We start from the raw sequence: 26,528 nt of genomic DNA, 5'->3' as shown, positions 1-26,528 counted from the left end.
CTATGCTCGGATAATTGACCGGAGATCGTTCATGAAACGTGGCCTTGTAGTAGTTGATCTGCAAAACGAATACCTGCCCACTGGCAAGCTGCCTTTGACCGGCATCGACACCGCTGTCGAGAATGCTATCCGAGTGATCAGCCACTTCCGTGATAAGGGGTTTCCTGTTTTCCACATACGACATGAGTCCGCTGAAGGCGCTCCGATCTTTGCGAAGGGATCCAAGGGTGCGGAAATTCAACCAGATGTAGCTCCACAAGGTAATGAACCTGTAGTCGTAAAAAAACACATCAACGCCTTCAGAGAAACCGATCTGAAACAGCAGTTGGAAGCCGCTGATGTCCAGGAAGTCGTAGTCATAGGCGCGATGAGCCACATGTGCATCGACGCAGTAGTTCGTGCGGCGGTGGACATGGGCTATCCGGTTACTGTGCTGCACGATGCCTGCGCGACCTTGGATCTCAAATTTGGTGGTGTAAACGTTCCAGCCGCTCATGCACATGCAACGATGATGGCAGCCTTTGAGTTCGGCTACGCCACCGTCAAATCGGTGGACGAGTACCTGTCGGCCTAACCGCGCGACGACTTGACTTTGCGGGGCCCCATGGGGCCCTTGCTTTCATCATCAACGCACTAGCAATTTGATGGCGCCGGCAACGAGTTAAGCATTCATCGCCTTAGATTCAGACGGACTATACCTTGTCAGGATCGTCCCGCTTGTGCGCTAGCCGACTATACCGATCTCTTTGAACACTCCAGCCTTGCAAGGCAATAACTCCTCAATGTAGGTATCGCGAGCCCTTTCGAAACGAAATGTAGGGATTGGCATTGAGATTGCAAAACGGCCTAACACTGTATCCAGCGCGACAGCTGTCGTGGTGATGCCCTCGATGAGTTCACCGTGATCGCTTGAAATCCCGGTTTTGCGAATATTGTCCAACTGTTTCAGCAGCGTCAACAATACTGCCGTCTCCTGCTTCGTAGCGATTTCAGCTGCAAACAGAGCCTTAACGTCCTCATTTTTTGTCTAGAGCCAAGAGCGCCCGTCCAACAGATGTCCCATACAACGGGGTATCCAATTGGCCAAGACGTGGCACCACCTGTAACTCACGATCAGCAACAACACGGTCTCCAACGATCAGTTGGATGCCGGCAGGCCTCGAAAATACAACCGTCTCTTGAACCACCTCGCTCAGCTTATGCAGCCAAGGGCGAACGACAGTCATGCGGTCGACATGGGCATTCGCGACAAGCCTTAACAAACCCGCCCCGAGACTGATTCCTCCGGCTCCTTCACTCCGAATCATTCCCTGCTCTTCCAGCGCTCCTACGATGCGCTGCACCGTTGAGCGAGGCAGATCTACCGCCTGGGCTCACTTGTTTTCCTAAGCGCTATCGGGGTATGGACTCTGTCAGGAGAACAAGCCGCACTCATCATGATGATCGTGCTACCTGTCTTGCTCTCCCAGGCATTCTCCTCACACCCAGTGCCACGCGTGGCAACCGCCAAGTTACTGGGGGAGCCTTGATCGCCATCCCTGTCGCTATCCTGTTTGTACTCAGTTCGCTTGCGCAGGGTTCGGGCGATTTCGAGATGTTGATCCTGGTGCTTTCTGCGCCTCTTTTTCTGGGGCTGATGAGCATGTCGTCACCGACACTCGCCCCCTACGGGCTTGGTTTCTGCCTCACCTTGGCTGTGCTTGTTCAGCCGAGCAACTACATGACATTTGCAGTCGATCAATGCCTGTCCACGGGACTGGGAATCGCAGCGGGCCTCGGCTTGCTGTACGCAGGGTTTGATCTGTTAGGGCCGCCCAAGGCCACATGGCTGCAGCGACGAATTATCAGAGCACTTAATTCCGACTTGGAAAAAATGCGGAAAAAGCGATTGTCAGTCAACTGGCTTACACAACGTGCGGCTGAGCGTCTGGCCTTTCTCGCTGCATACGAGCCGCCATCGCCGGTCGGTAGGAAGCTGACACAGCGTGGGCTTAAAGTATTTGAGTCTGGCCACCGCATGACCGTGAACTCAATCAAGCAGCACCAAGCATCAAATTCCACGCTCCAATAATGAATTTAAAGGTATACAAAAATGCACAACCATCAGGCTGATGCTAACTTCGTGCGAGATCTCCAAGAGGCTGCCCCCGAAATGGTCGCGGCATTTTTCAACTTTGACAAAGCTGTATTCAACAAGGATGTCGGTAGCCTGAATTTAGCCACGCGGGAATTAATCGCTGTTGGCGTAGCAGTGACTACACAGTGTTCTTCTTGCATTACCGACCATGCGAAGCGAGCCATCAGCGCGGGGGCGTCGAAGCAAGATGTAGCCGAGGCGATCATGGTAGCGACAGCGCTTCGAGCGGGTGGAGGGATTACCCATGGATGGCAAGCGATGAAAGCTGCCCATCAAAGTGATGAGTCACGACGCTAAAGCAGTATTCGTCTGGGTACGTTTCAAAAAAACGCTATCGGATCGAAGCTGCGCATCGCGGCAATCCGATCTTTGCACAGAAATAAAACGTGATGTGGACTTGCTTGGCGTGCCCGACCCTTCGAGTCTGGAAAAACATATGTGAGGCATTCAATCAGTCCATTAATGCAAGTTAGAGCTTACCAAACGAGGTCATTCTCATCTAATCACTTCACTCGAAAGTAATGGGTGCCAAACACACGGTGGGCACGCATAAGTATAGCACGGGATGTCTCCCACCCGACTTTATCGCCTTTTACCAAACAATTTCGGTCGCTCCGGGTAAATCGGTATGAATATTTTACCGTGAGCAGAATGAAGGCACACGAGCGGAAAGAATGTCGGGGTATGGAAAAAGACTTATCTCCTACCGATCTGAGAGAACGAACGTCGGCAAGCGTCGATCTCAAAGCTCAGCTCTTCGATCAGCGACGAAAGTGCGGACCTGGACGCAAGGATATCACCACGGACAGCGGTAACAAGAAGATCCACACGACCAGAACAAGGTTCGTAAAGTTTGATAGTAAGGGTGCCATCTGCGCTCAATGTACAATCGCACGAAAGTGGTCGAAAAGCCGACTCAAGAGCCTTTCGCAACTGAAGCGCAGAAATTCCTGCTAGTATTTTTGACACCCGGAGACGCCCTATCAGAGGGTCTACTAAACTCAACCTATAATAGATTGCTTTCAGTCACATTTAGAAGCAAACATGCTCACCGCCTCAACCGCATCGCTTGTTCCCCTTTGGATTTGGGATATAACCTCTCCCGCTTGATCAGCCAGCATCACGCCGCGCTGTGCACGATCGCGCGTAGAAACCATGCTCGCCACCGCGTCGCGTGTCTCAGTAAGAATTCTACCGATCATTTCTGCAATTTCCGCTGTAGAGCGGCTTGTACGTCCCGCCAGCTGTCTGACTTCATCCGCCACTACCGCAAATCCACGACCTTGGTCACCGGCACGTGCTGCCTCGATTGCAGCATTCAGCGCAAGTAGGTTGGTCTGTTCAGCGATACCCCGTATAGTGTTGACGATAGCAGTTATTTGCTCCGATCTATCCCCCAACTCTCCAACCAATCGCGCAGATATTCCAATGCTCTCAGCTATTGAGCGCATCTCAATCGCTGTCTCGTGAATGACCTGCGCTCCTTGTTTTGCAACTCGCTCAGTTTCAGCGGAAATATGGTACGCACGTGATGCACCTTGGGCATCTTCGCCAATTTTCTCAATGCGAGCTGTAATGTCGCTAGCAAATTTTATAATCTTGATTAACTTCCCATCACGATCGTAAACAGGATTATAACTTGCCTCTAGCCAGACCGTTTTGCCGCTCTTGGCTATTCTTTTGAATTGGCCGCTAAAAAAATCGCCCGCATTCAGGCGTCGCCAAAAATCAATGTATCCTTCTGTGCGCGTCAACTCCGGCTCACAAAACAAACTATGATGCTTCCCTTTTAATCCGGACACATCATAACCCACAACATTTAAAAAGTTCTGATTTGCACATATTATATTTCCACATGTGTCAAATTCAATAATTGCCATCGCCCTGTCAATCGCATTCAATTTCGCGCGCAATTCTGAATCTCGAGCGACTTGCTCCGTTACATCAAAGGCGAATTTTATTATTTTTTCGACTTTCCCAGATGCGCCCAACAGTGGGCTATAAGTGGCTTCAATCCAAATAACTTCACCATTCTTCGTAATCCGAGGGAAGGTGCCAGACAATGACTCTCCTAACTGCAGCCTCTGCCAAAAAGAAGGATATTCAGGGCTTCGGCCAAAGCTCGCCAGGCAAAAGTCTTTGTGCGTTTTGCACAAAATCTCGTCAGCATGATAACCAAACAAGCGCAAAAAATTATTATTCGCACTTGCCACATTTCCCTCTGCATTAAACTCAATGATAGCCGTTGACCGATCAAGAGCCACAAACAATTCGTTAAGCTCGCTGCTTTTAGCTTCCAAATCGGATAGTTTTCTTTTCAGTGCTTTATTAAACATGATCAGCCCTTAGTAAATGATAACGAAATGAATAGTTATTGCGCAAAACCTAATGGATAACTCTCTACCCCTCAAGCTCAATCCACACCTAATTGTCAACTAGCCATTGGGCTAAAAATAGAGGGCTACCGTCAACTCGCGACCAGGATAAATATGACTTTTTATAAACACCAGCAACAAAAAAAAATAATTCTGCGCTTTTCTTTAGTATTGCGCTTTTCTTTGATTATCAATTCAAATGCAATAAAAACGGAATTGAATGCAGGGCGGGGCAAAAGCTATAATAGAATTTTCTGTGACCACGAATGAATGATGGATATCTACGGCGCTAACAAACTACATTTTCATGACATAGGGGATGCGTCAGAGCACTTCCAAAGCTACGATAATTTCATGTCGATAACTCCGGGTTTGAACGGGACGCTAGACTATGAAAAAAGGTTTTGTGTTATGGGCACGTCATTCGTAAGTCTTTCTTATAGCCAGTCTGGATGGGGATATAGAACGTCGAACGAACTGGATGGTTTCTCTATTACAGTTCCACATTCTGGCTTTATGCAATGGCGCAACCATAATGGAATACACAGGGTCGAGCGAGGAGCTCTCGTAATCGCTGACCAGAGAGAAATATTTCTCGCGAATTATGCCGAGGGAATAAACTACACAACGATATATATTTCCAACGCTGACATGGCAAAACAACTTACCTTGATCTTAGGCTACTCCCCTAAATCGAGAATTTTTTTCAACCAAAGAACAAGCGAACGATGGCAGATTAATTCTATCCAGAGACTCGTAGAAACCATTTTAGATTTTTCGGAAAAATCACCAATATTTGTAAAAAGAGTTGCTGACAGCCTAAAAGAAAGCTTGATAGGTTTTTTTCTCTGCAACTTTCGTAACAATTACACTTTGAGTATCCTGGGCCCCAAAAGATCCATCACGCTTACGCCTCACTTAATCAACATGGCTGCAGAATACATGGCATCCAGTGTAGACCCACACTTAACCGTGTGCGAAGTCGCCACCCATGCAGGCCTTAGCGTTCGCTCTCTGCAAATGGGGTTTAAGAAATTTAAGAACACTACGCCTATCGTCTTTTTGCGAGAGCAGAGACTGGAAAAAGCGAGGCGTATGTTAAACATGGAGGATAACTCCCTCACTCCAAAAGAAATTGCATACGCGTGTGGCTTCACCAATTATCAATCCTTTTGCAAATACTACAGTCTTAAATATTTCATTCATCCTTCGTTCATAGGACAGCCCTCTCTTCGTAAGAAATCGTGACACACACGGGTTTATTAGGTGCAAGTAAGTTGAGAGAGGTGATTGGTGGCGGCTGGAAGATCAGCGAGCACGCAGCGGCGGCTCCTGGGCTTTGCTGCGGGCTCACCTAGGGTACCGCGCCTGGTACGCATTCCAATAAAGCAGCTCTTAAAGTATTTTCAAATGCACCAATATCAAACTTTAAACTTTTGAACGAGATGGTTCAAGTTAACCGCTAGCCGACTGAGTTCATTGCTGGCCTTAATTGTTTGATTTGCACCCTCGCTGCTTTGGATCGCTAAAGATCTAATGCTCAACAAGCTCCTGTCAACGTCTCTAGCGACGTGTGCTTGTTGCTCCGATGCGACTGCGATCTGTAGGTTACGCTCGTTGATTTGAAGAACGGAATCCGTGATCTGCCGCAATGATTGACCCGCCCCCTCAGCTGTCCTTTTAGTATTATAAACTTCTTCAGTGCTTCGACGTATTGACTCGACTGTTGTTGAGGATCCACTCTGAATTGCTGTTATCATTTTCTCTATTTCCAAGGTGGAAATTTGAGTTCGATGCGCGAGCGCTCTCACTTCATCAGCAACAACAGCGAACCCCCTCCCTTGTTCGCCTGCGCGTGCGGCTTCAATTGCGGCGTTTAAAGCCAACAGGTTGGTTTGCTCCGCTATACTTCTGATTACGCCTACGACTTGGCTTATATCTTCCGCCTGTCCCGCCAATTCTGTCACCTGAGAGGCGGAGCTTTCCACGAGCTCTGTCAAAGTCTCTACGGCAGACAAAGTTTCGGAAACACGGAGATTACCGAGCTTAGCCGCCTCACTAGACTCCTGGGCTGCTTGGGAGGTAGAGGTTGCGTTACGAGCAACTTCTTCAACTGCGGAAGTCATTTCTGTTACAGCAGTGGCAGCTTGTTCAATTTCGCTATTCTGTTGCTGAAGATGCCGATCCGCAGCCTCAGTTATGGAGGTCATTTCGACTGCAGCTGAACTCAGCTGGATGGACGCTTCAGAAATTTCTAAAACTGTGTCCTGGAGATTCTTAGACATAAGATTGAGGGCAACCATTAGCCTAGAAACCTCATCTGTGCCCGTAATTTCAAGACGCCGCGTAAGATCCCCCGACGCAATTTCCTCAGCAAGCCTGAGCGAGTCCCCCACAGGCTTTACTATACTGCGCGTCAATGCTATAGCTAAAACAATAGTAAGCAAAAGAGAAACGACAACAATAGTAACAAGTACATTCACGCTTTCATTATAAACAACGTCCGCCTCGACCCCCAAAGCTTTTGCTTGTTCGGCATTTAACTGCCTAATAACATTAAGTTTTTCCTGAAATGAGCTGGCATTATCCGCTTGGGTAGAATTAGCAAATATCAAGGCCTGCTCATGCTCAGACAAGTCAAGCTTTGACAATTGCGCAAGCCCTGCAATATAAATCTTCATTGCTTGATCTGCAGCCTCGAATTGCTCCCGATCCTTCTCACCAGCGATGAGGTTCTTACGATAGTAATCGCTACGCTCTTCTAATATTTGCACCGAATGTTGGACTTTAGCTTCGGCGGCGCTTTTCCCCGCCACATTTGTTGAGTTAGCAAGCATCCTGATGCTTTCTAGCCGGGCGTTAAGCAAGGAGATTTGGATATCATCGATAGTCTGCGTACTCGGCAAAGCATTTTCTGCTAACTGTTGTCCGGCGGCCCTTAAGTGAGATAGCTGCACGTAAGCGAAAACACCTAAGAAAATGAGAATGGCAGTGATACTTCCGAAACATAAAGTAGCTTTAGTTGAAATACCTAAATTCTTGAAATTCATAGCGACTCCGACAGTCGTCTTTCATCACAAGCTAGCTAGCCTGGACAAGTATTTTAATAGAAATAATGCATATTATTGCGCTAGGCAATAACCTTAACTAATTTTACTGCGATACGGAAGTAGCTCGCATGCTAGTGCGCTTCGTCACGATTCGTCGACAAGACTAATTTCCGCATTAAATAATTCATCATCAAGCTTCTTCAAGGTTCGGACACTTTTAATCAACACTTTCTTATAGTCACGAAATGCCTCCCAAAGCGGATCATCCGGGTCATCCGGAATCTCCATTTCGAGATTGGCTGTAAGTGAATTGAGATAACTAAGGCTTTCGCCGATGTTACGCTTAATAGACGTTTTCAATGCTTCAAGTGAAAAATTCAGTTTCTTCAACTCTCTAGCAAGCATATAGGAAGGCAACGAGGTAGTTTTATTGGTATCACTTACGTCGAGTTGCGCAGCTTTTTCCACCTCAAGATTAGCGAGCAAAAAGGTATGCTCAAGCGCCCGCACTGAAAAAACAATCCCACCTACATCTTCTACCATCTGCATGGTAAGTTCTTCGCATTTTTGTGTTGCTTCTATATATTTTTTTAATTTAGGCATTATAGGAAACCAGCAGAGTTCGTTGACTATCATGAAATTATTATTTTCTTGTCTTCCATGACGACGAGCGCGCTGAAGCTGAACCAAAATTTTATGGCTAACTATCCCTCGCTTTGAAGATGTATTTACGCGCAATCCAGATCATATGCGTGTCTAAAACCGATAACACTGTTAAAAGAATCCGTTTTTGCAATCTAACGTTGGCTCAAGGAAGGTGGCGATGTGATCATAATACGCTATCATTTCGTCCGAAAAAAATGACAACAGGTTGACGATTCACGCCAAAAATGGATTCATGCGCACTACATAGGTGCGCAGGAATCCGCTGAATGCTAACTAAAACGATTCAGTTCATCGCTTTTGCCCAAGCTAATTTGATCGACCTGGCCGGCCCTCTAGAAGTATTTTCAACAGCCAACTATTTTTCAGATCCGAAAGCTCCGCCCTACCATCTATCGATGGTTTCGCTTGATAGCGTAGCCGCTTTGCTTCCTGATACCTATATCCACACCGCCCTTCTAGATGAGAGCTCACTAGCCCCACATACGCTAATCGTTCCTGGTGGGTTAGGCATATACGAATTCTGTAAACATCCCCAATTTAGCGCTGTATTTAAGGCTCACGTTGAGAAAGTGACGCGTCTGGTCTCCGTTTGTACAGGAGTGTTTGGACTAGGCGCAGCCGGAGCGCTCTCAGGCTGCAAAGTTACAACCCACTGGTCTGCGTATGATGAACTTGAGAAAACTCATCCAGATGTTTTACTTCGTCGTGGGCCTATATTTGTCAACGATGGACGCATTTGGACGTCAGCTGGTGTCACCTCAGGTATTGACTTAGCCTTAGCACTTGTTGAAGCTGATTTAGGGCACGCTTTAGCTTTGAAAGTCGCGAAGCACTTAGTCGTATTCTTAAAGAGGCCTGGTGACCAGAGTCAGTTTAGCTCTAGCTTAGATTTGCAAACCAGAAGTTGCACTTTTTCTGATCTGCATGCATGGGTAAATGAAAACCTTGTAGAAGACTTGTCTATCGCGGCGCTTGCCAAGCGAATGCATATGAGCGAGCGTACCTTCATAAGAAGGTACAGGACAACAACAGGGCAGACCCCGAGCAAGATGGTCGAAAAACTAAGAGTTGATGCCGTACGTCACTTGCTGGTGAGCACCGAGTGCCCTCTCAAGGAAATCGCACACTTGACGGGACTGGGACATGAGGCAAGTTTGATAAGGAAATTTTGGAAGTTTTTTGGCGTAACTCCAAGTGAGTATCGCCAAAGATTTAAGTCAACCATATGAATGTACGGTCTGACCATCAGACTGCTGATATTACTCGTCAACGAGCGTTATAGCTGATCCCGCACAGTAAAATTGTGAGCAAGAAGGCCCCATAAGGGCCTCCTTGCAGAAGGTGATTACTTGCTCAGCCAAGACTCAACTGTCGCGGCGCCGTGCTTGGATTTCCAATCTTTAAGCGTTTTGTGGTTACCACCCTTGGTTTCGACGACTTCACCAGTGTGAGGGTTTTTATAAACCTTCAACTGGCGAGGCTTGCGACTGCCCACTTTGGACTCGGCTACTGGAGCCCGTTGACCGGCTTGCGGATCAAGCAGGTTGATCACGTCCTTGAGGCTGTAGCCGTATTTTGCGAGCAAATCGCGCAGCTTCGTTTCGAATTCGATTTCTTTCTTGAGGCCTGCATCCCCCTTGAGGGCTTCGAGAGCTTGGAGCTGTTCGGCGAGGTGTTTTTCTAGCTGGCGGAATTCTGCGAGTTTGGACATGGGAGTTTCCTGAGTAATTAGTATTGTCACGTTACGAGAGAATAGACACTCGCAGGAAGGAGAAGACTCAACTCTTAGACCCCTATAAAATGCTGGGTGTTAACGCGCTATCGGTAGGAGCGTAAGCAAAAGCTGGAGGGAGGCAACAAGTTGAGCTCCCCTTCTGTCGCGTTACAGCTTGAAACGCGAAACGACAGTACGCAGTTGCCCAGCCAGCAGCGAGAGTTCTTCCGCAGTCACAGCGTTGTCCTCTATCCCCTCCATCAATGCAAGGCTACCGTTACGAATCTCGGTCACATTGCGATTTATATCCTCCGAGACGGCGTGCTGCTGAACCGCCGCGCTGGCTATCTGGGTGTTCATTCCTACGATTTGCTCAACGCCGTCATTGATTGCATCCAGGCTGGTAGAGGCCTGATCAGCGGATTCGATGCACTCCTGCGCGCGCAGTTTTCCCGTTTTCATTTGCTCGACGGCGTCGCCTGTTGCCAGTTGCAGCTCTTGGATAATCCGGCGGATCTCTTCAGTGGAGTTTTGTGTGCGCGAGGCCAGAGTTCTGACCTCGTCGGCGACCACCGCGAATCCTCGACCCTGCTCAGGCTTAGGCACAATCATCGGCCCCCTGGTAACTTCTCGTCATTACCTGACGCTGCAAAATGGTTGCTTACCATTGGCATGCTGCTGGGACGGCTGGAGATACTCACCGTCCTGGTACTCGTAAAACCGGTTTTTTGGAGGTATTAGTCCTATCAATGAATAGGTGAATACCCATGGGCGCGAAAAAAATCCTGTCGAGCGACTCCGCCAAAGCTGTTTGGAACGAGCTGCTTATTTGGTTAGTCTTGCGGTCAATACAGCGACTTCAAGAGGAGCTCCTCGGGTGATCAAGCCGATAATGCTGTTACGCCGAGGCTTCGCCTCCATACGCTGGCGCACCAGGGTATCGCTATGGATTGCAGCAACCATTGCTGGGCTGCTGGTGGTGGCTTTCGCTAGGCTGGCAGACATGGCCTTGGCGCAGTTTGCTCAACAGACCGCTGAGCGAGCGTGGCTTCCGCTTGTTTACACCCCAATGATCGGCATGCTCGTAGTCTGGCTGACAACGCGCTTTTTTGTGGGCGCCCAAGGTAGCGGAATTCCTCAGGTAATCGCAGCAACACGACTTGCGCGTCAAGGTAAGCCCATTAACAGACTGGTTTCATTGCGCATTGCTTTCGCCAAGATAAGCCTTGGAACTCTGGCGCTGACGGGCGGCTTTTCGGCGGGGCGTGAAGGCCCCTCAGTGCAAGTTGCCGCATCCATCATGCAATTCTTTCACCGCTTCCTGCCCAATGCGCGAATCGTGCGCAGCGAGGATCTCATTCTGGCGGGAGGTGCAGCGGGTATTGCGGCAGCATTCAACACGCCCTTGGCAGGGATCGCATTCGCGGTAGAAGAACTTGGACGCAAGCTGGAGACCCGTACCAGCGGGGTTCTTCTCAGCACCATTATCCTCTCTGGGATGGTTGCCATTGCCTTGCAGGGAAACTACAACTATTTCGGTCACTTCGGCATTCAGGACATAAACCTCGACATTGTCGTCCCGGCATTAGTCATAGGAATTGGATGCGGGCTATTGGGTGGTTTGTTTAGTCGAATGTTGTTATGGCCGCAGCGGCATCCACACTTCATCATCTGGCAATGGCGGCGCCTGCACCCGGTGTGGTTTGCCGGCATCTGTGGATTGGTCGTCGCCATCTTAGGTTGGTTGAGCGGCGGAATGTCGTTCGGTAGTGGGTACGGCATTACTTCTCAGGTCATCGCATCCGATGTAGTCCTGCCATGGCACGCCCCCATTACTCGCTTCTTAGCGACCGTAGTGACCTACTTCTCTGGTATTCCAGGAGGTATTTTCGCCCCCTCGCTCGCTGTAGGGGCCGCAGTCGGCGCCAATACCGCAGAGCTATTCCATCTGGCCGCGCAGCCCACTATTGCACTCTGCATGGTCGGATTTCTGGCTGCCGTTACTCAGTCGCCAATCACCTCCGCAATCATTGTGATGGAGATGATTAATAGCCACAGCATGGTGATCAGTCTCATGGCGGTAGCCCTGATCGCCAAGGCTGTCAGTTCAAGAATGGGCCCTGAGTTGTATCAGCAGTTGGCGCGAGGCTTTCTCGAGAGTGCAGAACCTGCCACTAAGCCAAAGATTCCTACTCGATAAGCCTACCGCGTGGTCGTTCTAGCCAGTGAGCTCAGTTTATCCTTCTCATGCTGCAGCGCTAACGTGTCCTCTGCACGAGTGATAAGAAGATCCACGTGCCTGCCGCATGCATCCTTAAAGATCGCTGGGTTTATTCCAGCGAGACTGATGCACCTGCATCGCTTTGCCTTTCAGTGCAGCGTTGGCGATGGAAGAAGATCGTAATCATCTATCCGATCCCTGCAATGACTGGATGTGTACGGCAACGTCTTTCAGCAGGCTTTTGAGTAGGTATTCACCCATTCCTAGCCCGCAGAAACTATATTCGCTAGCTCTTAAATCACTGTCGATTTCTCGGTGGAGACGTCTGTGTAGTCAGCTTACGATAGCGCGATCTGCATCAGTCTTCTCTCTCCGGGGCACCACTGAATGACGCCACTAAGTGCGGTTTTCCGCAACCTTCACCAAGATAATTTGTTGGTACTCGCCAACGTGAGCGATGCTGGCAGCGCACGTATTGTCGAGAGCGTAGGGAGTAAGGCAGTCGCGACCAGCAGCGCCGCCGTTGCTTGGGCGCATGGATACCAGGATGGCAATCAACTTCCCCTAAAACTGCTGACTACTACAGTTGAGTCAATGGTTCGAGTGCTTACAGTCCCCCTCACGGTCGATGTCGAAGGGGGCTATTCCGACGACCTTGAGTCGGTTGCTAAAGTTATTGACTGCGTAGTTAGGGCTGGAGCCGTTGGAATCAACATTGAGGACGGAACAGGCAGCACTGATCTGATTTTGCGAAAAATCGAAGTGGCAAAGAAGGTAGCAAACAAGCATGGAATAGACTTGTTCGTGAACGTACGAACTGACGTTTATCTGAGATGTTTGGTAGAGCCAGCGCGACAATTGCCAGAGACCCTCTTCCGTGCATCGCTGTTCGAGCAAGCAGGTGCAGACGGCATCTTTGCGGCTGGAATGGTTGAGGAAAACGACATTGCTACACTGTGCGAGGCAACGCGGCTACCCGTCAACCTGCTTGCCTGGAACGGCCAACCCGGCATGGATGAATTAACGAGTCTAGGCGTCAAACGGCTAAGCGCTGGTTCCAGCATTGCTGAATTCTTATGCGGCGCCAACAAGGCGTTCGCCAAGAGCTTCCTGCGAACGGGAAAGCTTTTCGAGTATCCATTGGACGCATATACCTACAGCGACCTGAATAACCTTATGGCAGCAAAAAAACACCTAAGCGAAAAGTTATCTTCGCCCTATTAATCTGTGATCCGCATGAAAATCGCCGCTGTTTTCCGCACCTCGAAAGCGATTTTCACACCCATTCGAAGACGAGGCTACGCTCTAATGAGATCTTACAATCACGCTCTTCCGCCCAGAAGCGAGATGGTAAATGCGATGCTATGCAGCGACACCGCCTATGAAGGCGTTTTTTTCACTGCTGTCAAAACTACAGGTATTTTTTGCCGCCCTACATGTGGTGCACGTAAGCCAAAGCCCGAGAATGTAGAGTTCTTTTCGCAGGCCAACGAAGCGATGGCTGCAGGTTATCGGCCTTGCTTACGATGCAAGCCATTAGATCTCGCGGCTTCCGCGCCAGATTGGGTCAAGGGGCTACTGGCCTCTGTATCTGCATCACCTGACGCTCGCTGGAGTGATGCTGAACTAACTACGCGTGGTATCGATCCGTTACGCTTACGCAGGTGGTTCAAACAAAATTTTGGCATGACTTTTCATGCATGGATGCGCTCTAGAAGGCTCGGTGTCGCCCTAGGCCGGATTTCTTCGGGCGAAACCCTGGATAACACAGCATTTGACTTAGGATACGAGTCATTGAGTGGCTTTAGGGATGCTTTCAAAAAAACATTTCAAATGCCCCCCGGTAAGGCAACTGAAACGTCCCTCCTGCTTTATCGCCATCTGACTACACCATTGGGCCCAATGATTGCCATGGCAGAGGAACGAGGTTTGGTACTCCTCGAATTTCTTGACCGTCCAGCGCTAACCGCTGAATTAAACGAACTGCGTGGGCGTCATGGGTATTCAATTGCGCCTGGCGAGCATCTCCACATCAAGCAAATCGAAGTGCAACTAAAACTTTATTTTGAGGGAAAGCTAAAGAAATTTTCAGTACCGCTCCATATGCCAGGCAGTTCTTTTGACAGGCTTGTGTGGGCAGAGCTTTTAAAAATCGACTATGGAACCATTTCAACCTACGGTGCCATCGCTGGGGCCATCGGTAAGCCAGGTGCAAGCCAAGCAGTGGGCAATGCAAATGGACACAATCGCTTATCCATTATCGTTCCCTGTCACCGTGTCATAGCGACGAATGGAGCACTCGCCGGATATGGCGGAGGACAGCCCCGAAAAGAATTTTTACTGCGTTTGGAGAAGACTGCTTTGCAGATAACTCAACAGGACGAATTCCTGTTGGATTAGCTGCTAATCGGAACATATGCAGACACAACTAAAGAGTTCCGGAAACAGCCCCTCCGAACTCCAGAACTAATGGCGTAAGTCCCCACGTGTCAGCAGGTTAATTCCACATCACCTATTTCCCAACGGTGCTGGATTGAGTGATACGCGATGAGACATCCCGGGCTAACCACAAGACGTGTTGGACAGAACCTTACGATCAGCTATTGTCGCACCAGTTTAAGCTTGGCTTCTAACGTATCAGCGAGCGTTCTAAATGCAATCAATACTACGCTTCAGGACTATCACGTTTGGTCTGATGCTTTTTGCAAGCCAACCCCGTGCAGACTCACTGGTAAGCGAAGAACAACTCTTACTGCCCATCCAGGTTGACTCACATATTGAGAAAATCGAAGCATTAATCGTTCGTCCCGTAAAGGAGGGTAAGTACCCCATTGCACTGATTGTTAACGGCTCGGCGGCAACATCTCCGTCCGCCGCACATGCCGATTGGCTTGCTCATATCGCTCACGACTTTGCGCACCGTGGCTGGCTTGCCGCATCTATTGTATGGCCCGGCTATGGTCGTTCGACCGGAAACTTCATGAATGAAGGGGGAACTTGCACCAATCCCAACGTGGCACGATTTCTCGATGCGCATGGCAGAGAGCTTGGCGCCGCATTGGCGGCTGTGCGTGAGCGTCCAGATGTAGATCCATCCTTGGCAGTAGGTGTTGGTATCTCTATCGGCGGAGCGTCAATGCTAGACCTCGCGGCTCAACCAAGTCACCCATTGACGGCGGTAGTTAACATCTCTGGCGGCGTTTACCACTACACAAATGTGGGCTCTGCGGACTCTAATTGCTCGTTATATCAAACTGATCTTGTGCGAAACCTCACGAAATTTGGCAAAGGCAACCCAACGCCAACGCTCTGGATTTACGCCGAGAATGATCCGTATTTCAGCCCAGATCTTGTAGGTCGGATGATCGCGGGCTACCGCTCGGCGGGAGGTAATGCTGAACTGGCGCTGCTACCCCCATTCGGTAGGGATGGGCACTCGCTCTACAAACAAGAGGCCAATACCCTTTTAAAGCCTCATATCGAAGATTTTCTCAGGAGCAACCGGCTTCCTGCCATGGACGACAGCGCATTAATGCTGCTGCTTTCGAAGCTGGCGCCCGAAGACCGTGCGAGCGCTGAGGCTTATCTTCAGAGCGTTACCGAGAAAGCCATGGCCATGTCCAAGGAAAGTAGCAGCATTTACTGGTACTACGGCGCGCGCTCACTCAAGACAGCACGAAAGCAGGCGCTTAGCAATTGTCGCAAGGCAACTGGCAAGCCCTGCCAGCTCGTTGCGCAAAATATGGAGTTGATTGATGGCTGGCAAGATGTGGTTTCCCCATCGGAGAAATGACGAGCTGCTTGGCGTATCGACCATATCGCACTGAGTAACCAACGCAAGCGGAGCGCGCAGGCTGGCACAGCCGAAGGCGTGAAGGATGGACGCCCGCAGGGCCGAGATACGGCGGGACGCGGGAGCTCGGTTCGTAAGCGTCTGCCAAAGTCACCTTGTATGACTCAGAACGGTATAAGCAGTCCTTCAGAAAGCCGTAGGACGGCTGATAATCCATGGCCTGACCTCATCCGGCGTCATGAAAAGCCTCGTTTATCGCGTTGAGCAAAGTAGCCCTTATAGGCGCGTCACCCTCTCACCTACCAATCCTCAAATACCCGAAAGTCATTCTCTCGGGCATTTGAGCATCCGGTAAAAAAACTTGTAACTCAGTTCACCTTGAACCGTTCCACCAGCCCCTGCTGTTGCTCGGCCAAGCGGGCTAACTCGCGGCTGGTGACGGCGGTTTGTTCAGCACCGGCGCTGACCTGGATAACCAGAGTGTTGATGTCGTTTACGTTGCGGTGGATCTCCTCGGCAACCTGACTCTGTTGTTCTGCCGCCGAGGCGACCTGTATGTTGCTGTCGCTGATGGTCGCGATGCCCTCGGCTATTTCTTCTAGCAACTCCCCTGCGCGCACTACGTTGCTCGCGCCTTCTTGAGCCTTCCCTAGAGTTTCCTGCATGGAAGTGGCGGCACGGTCGGAGCCGGATTGCAGATTGGCGATCATCTTCTGGATACTGACGGTGGAATCCTGAGTCTTTTTGGCCAGATTCCGCACCTCATCGGCGACCACGGCAAATCCACGACCCTGCTCACCGGCACGGGCAGCCTCAATGGCAGCGTTCAAAGCTAGCAGATTGGTTTGCTCTGCTACACCACGAATCACATCCAAAACCGAGGAGATGGAATAGCTTTCACCCTTGAGCTCCTCAATGATTCGGGATGTTTGTTCGGCCTGAACCTCAAGCCCTTTGATCAAGCTGATGGTGTTCTCGATTTCAGCCTTGCCCTGCATAGTGCTGGCATTAACGCGCTGCGACATCTCTGCGGCGTCGGTAGTGCTGCGCGCCACGTCTTTGACCGTGGCGCTCATCTCGCTGATGGCAGTGACCACCTGATCGGTGCCTTGACGCTGCTGGACGACGTTATTGCTAGTTTGCAGGGCCACAGCCGAAGACTGCTCGGCGGCGGTCGCGACCTGCGCCGTGGCACTCCCGATCTCACGGATCACTTCACCGATCTGTATGGCCATGTTATCCAGGTTACGCGAGATCTCGCCAAACTCGTCTCTGCCGGTGTAACGGGTTCTGGCAGTTAGGTCACGCGTGGATAGCGAAATAAGGGTGCGGTTCACGTCGACCACAGCGATTTTGATATTGCGAATAATCACCGAAGCGAGCCACAGCACCGCAATCAACATCAGAATGACGGTGGCTATTGCGACATACAGACTGCGCTGGGCATCGGTACGCGCGACATTGGCTAGGCTCACGACCGTCTGGCCCAGTTCAGCCTCGACCTGAGCCATCATGTCGATACGGCTGGTGGAAAGGTTGAACCAGTCTTCGGGTTTGATATTAAGCGGATCGCCTAGAGGCGTATCAAATCCGAGTTTTTGCAGGCGAGCTACATCGACGGATGCGGGCTGTTGTAGAACCGCATCCAGCTTATTTTTGAACACGGCAGGAGCCCAGCGTTGAAAGGCCTCGAAATAGCCGGAGAACTCGCCCATGTTGCGGCTGAAACGTGACAACAGCGGCGCATCAAAACGGTTTTGGTTGAATGCCAGGCCAAGCAGTACACGCTCTCGACCAGAGCGCTCTTTCATGTCTACGAACTGATTGAGTGAACTCAGCCCACGCAGGATTTCCGGATCCTCAATGCTGGTTTCCAGTGAGTAAGAGAAGCCGATCAAATTTTTGATAAGATCGGTGAATCGGGTGCCGGACTCGCCGTTATTGATTGCGAGCGTGTCCACCTGCTGACGCAGTCCGGCCAAACCATCAATTGCGCGCAGCATCTTGTCAGGCGCGATAAGACCCTCGGTCGATTGCGCATGCATCGCGCTCACCGCACGGTCGGTTTCTTGGCGTAAGACTTTCAACTTGTCCTGCATCGTCTTACCACCGCTGCCCAGAAACACGCCGCTTGCGCCGCGCTCACGCTGGATAGTGGTTACTACGTCACTGAGTTTCTGCGCGGTGCCGGTAGCGGTGACCGCTCGGTTCATCTCGCTCAGTGTCTCTCGTTTGTCAGCTACAAAAATCCCGGCGAAGACCAGAAAGCCCAACAGGGGAAACATCAAAATAAGCAGTAGCTTTGTACTCAAAGGAGCATTTCTAAGCATGGCAGGCCTCAGGGCTTGAAGATGTTGTTTAAAGCTATCCAAGGCGAACGTTCTATGAAGTCGACGTCTGATAGAGCCCAGGATGGTTCAGTAGTAGCCTGCCGTAGCCAGTTTTTTCTCCGTTCGGAATGTTTCGGCTGAAACCAGCAAAGCTTTACCTGTACCCGTGTATCGATAGGGGCCTAGGTACCGAGTAGGTGGGATCTTTAGCTAGTACGAAGCGTTGACATGGCAAAGCGGACTGCGAAAAAAAAGGCCCTCATTGAGGGCCTTTGCGTCTGCTAACTGTAATTCACTTCGAAAGCCAAGACTCTACGACATCCGAACCATGCTCATTTTTCCAGGCTTTAAGCAGCTTGTGATTACCACCTTTGGTCTCAACGATCTCGCCCGAATGCGGGTTTTTGTAAACTTTCAACGAACGTGCCTTCCGAGTACCCTTCTCTGCAGGCGCAGACAACGGAGCCGATTTGCCACGCTTAGCAGCCGTAGGATCAAGCAGATTGATTACGTCACGCAGGCTGTAGCCGTACTCAGCCAGCAGACCGCGTAGTTTGCTCTAAACTGCATCTCGGCCTGCAAGCCAGAATCGGATTTCATCGACTCAAGCGCAGCCAGTTGAGCAGCCAGATCTTGTTCGAGTTTGCGAAACTCGGTTCGCCACAGCCTGCCCGCGCACAGCGGCTCGCCAACTGAAGTAAGTCAGTCAGATCTTGCGGCCCGACTCAGTAGCGCTAGAGAAGCCACCAACCCCACATCGGTAAACTCCCAAATTTTCCCACCAGGATAAGCAATCAAAATGGGGAGTGTATCGTAATGATAAATTGCGACTGCTGCTTTGCCAGCTCAGCGATACCTCCATTGCAGTGCGCCAGAGTAGTAGAGCACTGATCACAAGGTAGTCAGGCGATTAAGCTGCTCAACCGAAGGAAATCCCAGTGTCCGATAGCGACGTGGATAGCCCGCTTCTGTAGCCAGCAGATCGCCAAGCTCGGATTCAAGTTCACTCCAGGAGACGGTTTTGACTGTCGCTTCCCCACCCTCAACAGGTTCAACCAACGCGACGCGATCTGTCTTGGGCAACAGCGTCAGCACACCTTTTGTCCAGGCGCTCATCGATACCGTCTGGTTTGGTTGGTCAGCCATTTGGAAGAGGTTGTAGGAGGCGACGAAGATGTCGATGCCCTTTTCCAGATTGAGCTTGTCGAGCAACTCTTTCTGATTGGCATAATTACTCTGCAGCAGCAAATGCTCCAGTGTAACCAACCGACTGCTGACCCCTTCATCATCACAGTTAAACGGTATGATATCGCGACCTTCGTAGGTGTAAATATCGGTAGAGACAGCACGCCCCCTTTCAAGAGCCTGGAAAGCAAGCTCTACCATCTGACGAATTCCCTGTTCGTCCTTGTCTCCAGTGACCATCAGGACGTCTCGACTGGGCACCATGAACACTGGCCGACCTTTAACTGGCACGCGCTGAAGGACATCTGGCAACAACACCCTGCTGGTGTCGTACCCATCCGCCCACTCCCCAGCGTATAGGCCTGGAATAATCTCCCCGAAGGCTTCGTTTGTCGTATCACGCAGGTTCTCGATGGAGATCTTTACCGCCTCTTCCATCGTCACACCCCAATGTGCTTCGGGGCCATTGGTAAGGGTGGCAGTGGACTCGGGCGAATCGACAGCAAGCAGAATAACGCAGTCTCGGCCCAAAGGCTGTGAAACATAATCGTACTGCTTGTCGCCATTTTTACGGGCGTGTTCCAGTCGAATTTCTTCAAGCATGGCAAGGTTGCGAATCACCGGACGCAGCTGTGCTTTGACATTATCAAACACAGTCTCGGTTTTTCTACCCGCCTCTAACAGCGTCGATACGTATCCGGTCAGAACGGCGGATTTCTGTGCTTTGTCTGCATTTTGATAGTCGCGAAAGGCATTATGGAGATTGAAGTACGATCCATCCCCATGGCGGATGCGGAACTCGTTCTTCTCAAAATTCAGATTCTCGCTGAATCCAGCTTTACGAGTCGAATCCATAAATTTTTTGGCAAATGCTTCATCAGTTAGCGGTCGATTGAAAAATTTGTCGAGCAGGGAAAAAAGCATGTACAGAATCCTTTTTGTCAGCAGGCAATTGTAAACAGCGGGAATTGGGCAGGCTTAAACTTGTTCAGCGCTTGGGACGGCTGCTCTCCATATCGACAGCTATCAGACGAAATTGACGTTACGTAGCGGAAAACGAGCAGCGCCAATCATGTGCCTGATTGTAGTGGATGCCCTCGCTCATCATTTCGTGTGTGAAGACGTGTTCGCCACGCCATAGGCATAGCTGGATATGCGTCCCGCCCAACCATATCTCATTGATTGATCTAAGGTCGGTGGTAGCCAGTTGATCGACGGTGATTGTCTTATCCATTGCGCTGCACCTTAACCATGAGTAGATACAGGTAGACTTACCGGCATAGCGGGTCGTTCCACGCGTTGGCAGTTCAACCGGGCTAATGGTGGTTAAGCACGTCCCGGTCAGAACTGGGACAATTGACGATTGAAGGCGGACAATACGAGCCGACAAGGGCAATCACATTGCCGATCCTGCTGTTTCACACGCAAATGGCCGCGCCTAGATCAACCTTGATCTCCCCTCCTCCGGCCGATACTGCCTGCTCAACAGACGGCGTGCAGACTACGGGACGACCCCCAGCTATCGTCCCATTGCAGCACATCGCGATCAGCGGCAGTTGGCAAGAACCGGCTGTTGACTGACTTTGCGACCCGACATCACGATGTCGAACGGTGAGGCTGAATAACACTATTTCTTTTTTCAAACGGCCGAGTTGCCCGCTTGAAGTAATCAGAGTTCTGGGCCGCTGAATTTTCCTGATGCAATACACTCTAGAAAAATTCTTTGTTCTGGTTTAAGAAGTTTGCGTGGCGTATAGCCGTGCTCATCAGGCTCCCATAGCCACCTCGTCAAAGCTCGGCTCGCAGACTCCTTGACAGCTTGACGCTCTGCGTCAGTGAAATTATGTTCCATCTCATGAGACATAGACTCAATTTCTTTTACTACCCAATCTTCGTCAAACCCTAAATCATCGCTTGAAAAATTCAGCGTCCAAAGATAGTTCAAAGCTATGTCCGCGAGATTATTCATAAACGTTCCTAATGGTCTATTCAGGGGACAGTTTTGGCCGACCTGGATGAGCTAATCGAATAATTTTAAGCCACTGTATAGGTAGCCTCGCTGACTCGAACAAATGCGCAAAAAAATTCGCAGCTACATTACTCGATTCGCACGAAACGTGTCGATGGGAGAGGGTTGAAGGCTCGTCTCCAACACTTTCGTCATACGGTAGACTCTATTTCATCGTTGCTGACCGGCAATTACTTTTGGCCGACCTCTGCCGGATGCGAAGCGCTGCAATGGGTCGAAAGTGGTCGTCGACAGCTTTTCGTTGCTCACACCGCACAACGCTTTCACAAGAAATCACTAACCTGGAACGGTTTATCAATCGCGAAAATCGATTCATAGACCGCGTCGTCAAGTTCATTACGGGCAAGGAACACGCTAGCACTATATGCGCGGGCCTTGCAAAACCAAGCAAAAGATCCGTCGTCGTCGCGCTCCAGCAGATAGAAGTATTGTTCCTCCATTTGAGCGCATATAGTCTCAAGTCGGGCCCGACCTCCACACGACAACAGTTCAGCGACCTCGTTAGAGTCACCCCCTACTTCATCAACCGCCCAGAGAACTATACAATTAGCCACCCGCGTTTTCTCGTCTGGTTCTAGAGCATCGAAAGCACGGTGTACGTCAGGATAGCTTGATACCAAGCGGTCAGTCATGGGGCTTAAATCCTCAGAGCGAGCTTGCCGATGACACCTGAATTGCCACCTAAAAGAACGCCGTAGTACGTCGGTGAAACTTCGTTGAAATCTCTTCAGGTCGAAAGCAACGTCTCGCTACTGGCTGCAATCGGCCAAAAGCGGAATTCGATCCACTACCGTCCAGCACAAAAGCGAAAACCTCTCGTTCTGTGAAAGCTAGCCTGCAAGGGTACGCATTATTTCCTCGACCACCGGCTTCGTGTATTTCTCACTGGTGTCAGTCTCCGGTGGGTCGTTACTGCGGAACCATTCACCTTGATCGAATGCTTGGTAAAGCGAGAAAGCGGGCTGAGGCATGTCGTTAGTCATGCCTAATTCAACCACGGCATTTATGATCCCGTTCATAACGCCGTCGCAATAGTCATAGAGCAGAGATCCTTGTAGATAGCCTTCCGCAACCGCGACGGACAGTTCGTTCAGCACATCATGCAGTGCAACGTCGAACCTTTCGCAAATGGGAACAAGATCACTCAGCGTCAAACCGTCTGATTCCGCTTTCACCGACAGTTCCTTGAGTTCGATCTTCGGCAAGACCATGATCATGAGCCTCTTCCCCGGTTAAGTGCGAAGGTAGCGCTTACAGATTGGCCGCACAGCGCTGCCACAGGTCAATTCCATGCTGCAATACGGGTTCATCGTCGGTCAACTTCAGCAACACGCAATGTCAGCTTTTGGCCGTTTTCTGCCTGAGGTGATTGGCTGAAACGGCCAGAGCCGGTCGACATGCGCTGGCTTTTTTGCCGCATTCTGGCTCTGGTGTAAGCCAGATTAGCGTAGCTATTGCCCTTACCTTTCACCTATCGAAGGCAAGAAATCTGGTCATTGCTATCTAAGTAATACATCCCTTCTAGGAACCAACCATCGGCGTGAGCCCGAGCAACGATTCAGACTTAAATGTGATGGGGAAAGAAATCCGTTTCGCTTCATCTGAGGCTTCATCCCAGGAGGGTTTAACAATTCCTCCCCAGAACGAGACAGCTGTGCCGTCATTGAGGAACAGCGTGGGTTGTCGATGGCCAATATGTTCAACCAGACTCCAGTGCACGTACCCCAGATAACGAGTGCCATCGGCATCGCAAAATTCGGCTCGCACGATCATCGCCAAGCCTACTTCCTCAACACAAGGTCGGACTGTGCATTCATCCTCAACGGACTCGTCCATCGGAAAGCACCATACCCCAACATCGTGCAGATCGTTTTCTGTCAGTTCCCAAATCTGCTTGTCGCGCACCTCACGCCTCCTTGTACGTTGATTAAGATCCTGCACAGAGCAGGGTGCCAGCTTTGTCCTTCAACAAGCTAAATAGGTCAGGGCTGTTGTTTTAGTCTAAGCGTTCGGCTTGAAGCGGGCGCTAGGGCTACAACTGATTGTGCCGTTTTGACCGTACGTACTTAGCCGAAAGGTTGCTGAACGTCCGCCATGGGTCGAAAGTCGTCAATCGCGAAGCGCAGCTATTGGCCGGGAGCTGCGGTACGCAACTGAAAGCTTCCGGCCCAAAAAAGCGGCTCCGAATCGCCGAATGAAGGCTAAGAAACCTGATCACCTATCACTATGATGGGTGCTCCGAAGGCTACATCAGATAGCCGAGTAGCCTCAGCTAATGCCCGTAAAGGGGCAGGCAAATCGAAAAGTGTCAGTGGATTCAGTGGGCGGCATTGCAGCTCATACCCCCTCAAGGCCTGGCGTGAATCGCGATGAACGTCTGACCAGTCGTACGCGAAGAACCCACGTTTGGCAAATTCAACGAAAGCGTTTACGCCAGCCCTGGCAGTGACCCGATCTACATCGGACACCTCCGGCAATGAAAGGACAAATTCTTCGGAGTTTTCGACGGAGGGCATTGCGGAATCAGGAACCGGCCCCGGCCCCCCCGTAGTGAAGAGCGCAACCTGCCCGACGGCGTCGGTGGCGACCCATCCAACATCAAAGCCCTGGAGAACGAAGGGAGCCACCATTTGCACCTACTTTATAAAAAGGGACGAGTTGATTTCCTAACTCTACTTGCCAGCCCAGAGTGTGTAAAAGCGCGTCGGCAAACTCTTAAAGCGGGAAGAAATTCGACGAGTTCATTGCCCCAGCTTTAAACATCCGGTTCTGGCCGATTACTGCCCGCTACGACAGGCAGAAATCGGCCAATAGCGGAAAGTTGGTGACCAGAAAAGTCGAAAGAGGAACGAGCCACCGAGACTGCGGCGACTACGCCCTATCTATTCGTCCGGAGTAGCAACCCTGCTTGGCATTGTGAACGTGAATGTAACTAACCCCTGGATCAGCAAACATCCGAGTAACAACAGGTTCTATCGCTATTCCATCTACGACGTCGGCATTGAGCATCATCCCATCATCAGTGAATGCACGAAGTGATAGCAGACGGATTCGCATAGACTCGGGTATCTGATCGACTGCGTCATAAGCTTGCGTAGCCCACTCCCTTATGAAGATCGCATGTGAGGCACGGTATGGCGTCTCGGCTGGCTGAGAGAGATGGTTGAGTAAAAGCACACTCTGACCTAGCTCTGCATCCTTTATTTCGATACGGTCAGGAAAGCCTGGGTTGCTGTCGACCATGTAACGCTTTATCCCGAGAGATGCTAGCTCTTGGTCGGGCAATCCAAACAGTGACTGGAATGGCTCGGGGGAAAGGCCAGTTATACGAAACGCCATGGTTAAACTCCTATTAGTTGGAGTCGTATCAGGCTGGAATTCGTCCAGCACTTACTATCCGTTTCTTGCTGCCTTATTCAAGCTGACCGAGACCGACTGCTTAGGGTCGAAAGCGCGCAGTCGTATGCAAACGCAGACATGCCCTTTCGAGCAGTCAAATTGAGTTGAACAGACCGAGATATGAAATGGTTGCGGTGCTCTCCGGTAAGCGCACCAGCGGCTCTACATCGGTAGTGGTCGAACGTCGGTCGCCCCAGATGGCATTCGAAACCAGCCTCTTCAAGGGCGGCTTTCGCGAGCCGAGCCGCCGGGGGGGCTCGGCCCTTCGGGCATTCATCCTTCACACCTACGGGCTTAGGCATGCGCGCACCGCTTGCGATGGAACGCGCCAGTCATCGTTAATCTGTAACCTGCGGGCAAGGGTTAAAAACCTCGGTTACGTCGAGTGTTGTATGCCACGGGATGGCAGTGCCTGACACCATTCCGCCTACGGTTTGCTTTCGACCCGACTTGCGCACATATCCGCCATCCGTCCCAGTGAAGACGTGCTGCCCTGGCTTCGTCAGATAATCAAAGAAACTGACTTTCACAGGCACGTTCATTTGCCCACCCGGCGTAATGACGGCGAGCATGATCGCTCGGTCTTTGGTGAATACAACGAACGGTTCGACTCCAGTGCGACCACCAACTGTCTTCACGCACTGCACTTGTTCTGGGAGGATGCGTGCGGTTTCAGTGTAGGTGTGGTTGTTGTAGAGGCTGAGGATCAGGCCTTTGCTGGTCAACACTCCCAGGCCCTGAGTGGCCCTGCAGCTGCCTTCGCTTCCATATGGGAACAAGCACCAGTTAGTTTCCGATACGGCTTGAATATCCGATGGTGCAATTTTCAGATCGCGCTGGATTTGGGCTTTTGATTCCGGCGTGTCGTAAGGGATCATGACGCATCCGCCGACTGTCACTGCTGCGATGAGGCCTATGGCCGCAGCTACGTTTTGAACTGATGATTTGAAGGTGTTCATTGTTCGCTCTCCTTGCTGTATTACCACCACTGGAAGGCTGTGGCGATTTTGGTAGCGAACCTTACGGCATGGGCGGCAAGCAGTCATCCTCGTGCTGATAGCTGGATCGGTAGATGACTTGACTGGACGCTTACCTATTTCTGACCGATTGCTGCACCCTGGCAGAATCGTACGCAATACCTTGCTTAAACAGCCAGCAACTCAACGCTCGAGCCTGTCGTCACTCTCCTCCGACATTTTGGTATTCGCTTTCATAGCAGATAGCGTCGGCTTGGCAGCAGCGATGACAAGGCGCCATTGAGGGAGCGCAATTGCCGCATCGTCGTGCTCTATCGGGTTAGGTGTCGCTTCGCAAAAATCCTCAATGGCGGCACTCACGTTTAGCAAAAATTCGCTCTCGGCTGGGGTGAAACCTTGAGTGGTGAAATACCCCTTGGAAGACAAAGGTGGCACCCAGTCCTCCCATGAATTGATTAGCTCATTCATACCGAACCGAGGTGGCTCGTTTTCGCATTCAATCAGCCACTCTAGTAGCTCGACAATTCGATTTCGTATTCGTGGGTAGACGAGCTGTCTGGTCATAATTTCACGCCTAGTTGAATCGTCACTTTGCCCAAAATGAGGACAAATTTTAGCCTTACTGCAGTGCCCGCCCCTGGTCGAAAACATG

General features: G+C 50.7%; 24 protein-coding genes and 5 pseudogenes. 10 read left to right on the top strand and 19 right to left on the bottom strand.

Annotation, left to right across the window (positions count from 1 at the left end):
- The first annotated feature begins 31 nt into the window (after positions 1 to 31).
- The gene (locus tag AB4N92_RS26165; RefSeq protein WP_043205215.1) at positions 32 to 574 is read left to right on the top strand and encodes a cysteine hydrolase family protein; all 543 of its coding nucleotides are present in this window, start codon (positions 32 to 34) and stop codon (positions 572 to 574) included.
- 150 nt (positions 575 to 724) lie between these two features.
- Here the strand turns inward: AB4N92_RS26165 and AB4N92_RS26160 are convergent, their stop codons facing one another.
- Both AB4N92_RS26160 and AB4N92_RS26155 read right to left on the bottom strand, forming a co-directional pair.
- Positions 725 to 961 (bottom strand): IclR family transcriptional regulator domain-containing protein, encoded by a 237-nt coding sequence (locus AB4N92_RS26160; RefSeq protein WP_052308660.1) that lies wholly within the window; start codon positions 959 to 961, stop codon positions 725 to 727.
- A 55-nt stretch (positions 962 to 1,016) separates the two neighbouring features.
- Complete coding sequence (locus AB4N92_RS26155) at positions 1,017 to 1,343, bottom strand: IclR family transcriptional regulator domain-containing protein (protein ID WP_370636183.1); 327 nt, start codon at positions 1,341 to 1,343, stop codon at positions 1,017 to 1,019.
- A 182-nt stretch (positions 1,344 to 1,525) separates the two neighbouring features.
- Between AB4N92_RS26155 and AB4N92_RS26150 the strand changes: the two genes are divergently transcribed.
- Both AB4N92_RS26150 and AB4N92_RS26145 read left to right on the top strand, forming a co-directional pair.
- On the top strand, positions 1,526 to 2,071 hold the full coding sequence (locus AB4N92_RS26150) for an FUSC family protein (protein ID WP_460128665.1): 546 nt from the start codon (positions 1,526 to 1,528) through the stop codon (positions 2,069 to 2,071).
- Between the two features lie 21 nt (positions 2,072 to 2,092).
- The gene (locus AB4N92_RS26145; protein WP_043205211.1) at positions 2,093 to 2,434 is read left to right on the top strand and encodes a carboxymuconolactone decarboxylase family protein; all 342 of its coding nucleotides are present in this window, start codon (positions 2,093 to 2,095) and stop codon (positions 2,432 to 2,434) included.
- Positions 2,435 to 2,833: 399 nt separating this feature from the next.
- On the opposite strand, the gene AB4N92_RS26140 is transcribed toward AB4N92_RS26145, so the two are convergent.
- Both AB4N92_RS26140 and AB4N92_RS26135 read right to left on the bottom strand, forming a co-directional pair.
- Complete coding sequence (locus AB4N92_RS26140; protein ID WP_460128662.1) at positions 2,834 to 3,106, bottom strand: DUF1652 domain-containing protein; 273 nt, start codon at positions 3,104 to 3,106, stop codon at positions 2,834 to 2,836.
- Positions 3,107 to 3,159: 53 nt separating this feature from the next.
- On the bottom strand, positions 3,160 to 4,473 hold the full coding sequence (locus tag AB4N92_RS26135) for a methyl-accepting chemotaxis protein (RefSeq protein WP_012723707.1): 1,314 nt from the start codon (positions 4,471 to 4,473) through the stop codon (positions 3,160 to 3,162).
- Positions 4,474 to 4,785: 312 nt separating this feature from the next.
- Between AB4N92_RS26135 and AB4N92_RS26130 the strand changes: the two genes are divergently transcribed.
- Positions 4,786 to 5,760 carry a helix-turn-helix domain-containing protein gene (locus tag AB4N92_RS26130; protein ID WP_460128659.1) on the top strand — a complete coding sequence of 325 codons (975 nt, stop codon included), beginning with the start codon at positions 4,786 to 4,788 and terminating at the stop codon, positions 5,758 to 5,760.
- A gap of 173 nt (positions 5,761 to 5,933) precedes the next feature.
- On the opposite strand, the pseudogene AB4N92_RS26125 reads toward AB4N92_RS26130, so the two are convergent.
- The 3 genes and pseudogenes from AB4N92_RS26125 to AB4N92_RS26115 form a co-directional block, all read right to left on the bottom strand.
- Positions 5,934 to 6,530: pseudogene (locus AB4N92_RS26125) on the bottom strand (methyl-accepting chemotaxis protein); the annotation flags it as partial.
- Between the two features lie 306 nt (positions 6,531 to 6,836).
- Positions 6,837 to 7,562: pseudogene (locus AB4N92_RS26120) on the bottom strand (MCP four helix bundle domain-containing protein); the annotation flags it as partial.
- Between the two features lie 144 nt (positions 7,563 to 7,706).
- Positions 7,707 to 8,165 carry a hypothetical protein gene (locus tag AB4N92_RS26115; RefSeq protein WP_137201177.1) on the bottom strand — a complete coding sequence of 153 codons (459 nt, stop codon included), beginning with the start codon at positions 8,163 to 8,165 and terminating at the stop codon, positions 7,707 to 7,709.
- 329 nt (positions 8,166 to 8,494) lie between these two features.
- On the opposite strand from AB4N92_RS26115, the gene AB4N92_RS26110 reads away from it, so the two are divergent.
- Entirely contained in the window at positions 8,495 to 9,457 is a 963-nt protein-coding gene (locus AB4N92_RS26110; RefSeq protein WP_012723703.1) for a GlxA family transcriptional regulator, read from the top strand.
- Between the two features lie 116 nt (positions 9,458 to 9,573).
- Here AB4N92_RS26110 and AB4N92_RS26105 read toward each other — a convergent pair whose 3' ends face one another.
- Positions 9,574 to 9,939 carry a histone-like nucleoid-structuring protein, MvaT/MvaU family gene (locus AB4N92_RS26105; protein WP_012723702.1) on the bottom strand — a complete coding sequence of 122 codons (366 nt, stop codon included), beginning with the start codon at positions 9,937 to 9,939 and terminating at the stop codon, positions 9,574 to 9,576.
- Positions 9,940 to 10,110: 171 nt separating this feature from the next.
- Positions 10,111 to 10,536: pseudogene (locus AB4N92_RS26100) on the bottom strand (methyl-accepting chemotaxis protein); the annotation flags it as partial.
- A 1-nt stretch (position 10,537) separates the two neighbouring features.
- On the opposite strand from AB4N92_RS26100, the pseudogene AB4N92_RS26095 reads away from it, so the two are divergent.
- The 5 genes and pseudogenes from AB4N92_RS26095 to AB4N92_RS26075 all read left to right on the top strand — a co-directional run.
- Positions 10,538 to 10,683: pseudogene (locus AB4N92_RS26095) on the top strand (potassium transporter TrkH); the annotation flags it as partial.
- 136 nt (positions 10,684 to 10,819) lie between these two features.
- A complete protein-coding gene (locus AB4N92_RS26090) occupies positions 10,820 to 12,142 on the top strand; it encodes a chloride channel protein (protein ID WP_003191437.1) in 1,323 nt (440 codons plus the stop codon).
- 408 nt (positions 12,143 to 12,550) lie between these two features.
- Positions 12,551 to 13,387, top strand: coding sequence for an isocitrate lyase/PEP mutase family protein (locus AB4N92_RS26085; protein ID WP_003191438.1), 837 nt, complete (start codon positions 12,551 to 12,553; stop codon positions 13,385 to 13,387).
- Positions 13,388 to 13,471: 84 nt separating this feature from the next.
- Positions 13,472 to 14,563, top strand: coding sequence for a bifunctional transcriptional activator/DNA repair enzyme AdaA (locus AB4N92_RS26080; RefSeq protein ID WP_012723700.1), 1,092 nt, complete (start codon positions 13,472 to 13,474; stop codon positions 14,561 to 14,563).
- Positions 14,564 to 14,816: 253 nt separating this feature from the next.
- Complete coding sequence (locus AB4N92_RS26075; protein WP_460128654.1) at positions 14,817 to 15,956, top strand: hypothetical protein; 1,140 nt, start codon at positions 14,817 to 14,819, stop codon at positions 15,954 to 15,956.
- 368 nt (positions 15,957 to 16,324) lie between these two features.
- Here the strand turns inward: AB4N92_RS26075 and AB4N92_RS26070 are convergent, their stop codons facing one another.
- The 10 genes and pseudogenes from AB4N92_RS26070 to AB4N92_RS26025 form a co-directional block, all read right to left on the bottom strand.
- Positions 16,325 to 18,241 (bottom strand): methyl-accepting chemotaxis protein, encoded by a 1,917-nt coding sequence (locus AB4N92_RS26070; RefSeq protein ID WP_056859360.1) that lies wholly within the window; start codon positions 18,239 to 18,241, stop codon positions 16,325 to 16,327.
- Between the two features lie 337 nt (positions 18,242 to 18,578).
- Positions 18,579 to 18,952 (bottom strand): annotated as a pseudogene (locus tag AB4N92_RS26065) (histone-like nucleoid-structuring protein, MvaT/MvaU family).
- Between the two features lie 225 nt (positions 18,953 to 19,177).
- Complete coding sequence (locus tag AB4N92_RS26060; RefSeq protein WP_056859365.1) at positions 19,178 to 20,395, bottom strand: DUF1444 family protein; 1,218 nt, start codon at positions 20,393 to 20,395, stop codon at positions 19,178 to 19,180.
- Positions 20,396 to 21,140: 745 nt separating this feature from the next.
- A complete protein-coding gene (locus AB4N92_RS26055) occupies positions 21,141 to 21,440 on the bottom strand; it encodes a hypothetical protein (protein WP_065945812.1) in 300 nt (99 codons plus the stop codon).
- Positions 21,441 to 21,763: 323 nt separating this feature from the next.
- Positions 21,764 to 22,132 carry a hypothetical protein gene (locus AB4N92_RS26050; protein ID WP_060549405.1) on the bottom strand — a complete coding sequence of 123 codons (369 nt, stop codon included), beginning with the start codon at positions 22,130 to 22,132 and terminating at the stop codon, positions 21,764 to 21,766.
- Between the two features lie 198 nt (positions 22,133 to 22,330).
- A complete protein-coding gene (locus tag AB4N92_RS26045; protein WP_060549406.1) occupies positions 22,331 to 22,717 on the bottom strand; it encodes a hypothetical protein in 387 nt (128 codons plus the stop codon).
- A gap of 304 nt (positions 22,718 to 23,021) precedes the next feature.
- Entirely contained in the window at positions 23,022 to 23,405 is a 384-nt protein-coding gene (locus AB4N92_RS26040) for a hypothetical protein (protein ID WP_083207112.1), read from the bottom strand.
- A gap of 966 nt (positions 23,406 to 24,371) precedes the next feature.
- Entirely contained in the window at positions 24,372 to 24,743 is a 372-nt protein-coding gene (locus tag AB4N92_RS26035) for a DUF1203 domain-containing protein (protein WP_225927072.1), read from the bottom strand.
- Positions 24,744 to 25,237: 494 nt separating this feature from the next.
- On the bottom strand, positions 25,238 to 25,858 hold the full coding sequence (locus AB4N92_RS26030) for a hypothetical protein (RefSeq protein WP_048402005.1): 621 nt from the start codon (positions 25,856 to 25,858) through the stop codon (positions 25,238 to 25,240).
- Between the two features lie 201 nt (positions 25,859 to 26,059).
- Positions 26,060 to 26,440, bottom strand: coding sequence for a hypothetical protein (locus AB4N92_RS26025; RefSeq protein WP_060550533.1), 381 nt, complete (start codon positions 26,438 to 26,440; stop codon positions 26,060 to 26,062).
- Between the last annotated feature and the right edge of the window lie 88 nt (positions 26,441 to 26,528).

Source organism: Pseudomonas sp. S3_A09, assembly GCF_054668065.1.
This window is presented reverse-complemented; position numbering and strand designations above follow the sequence as displayed.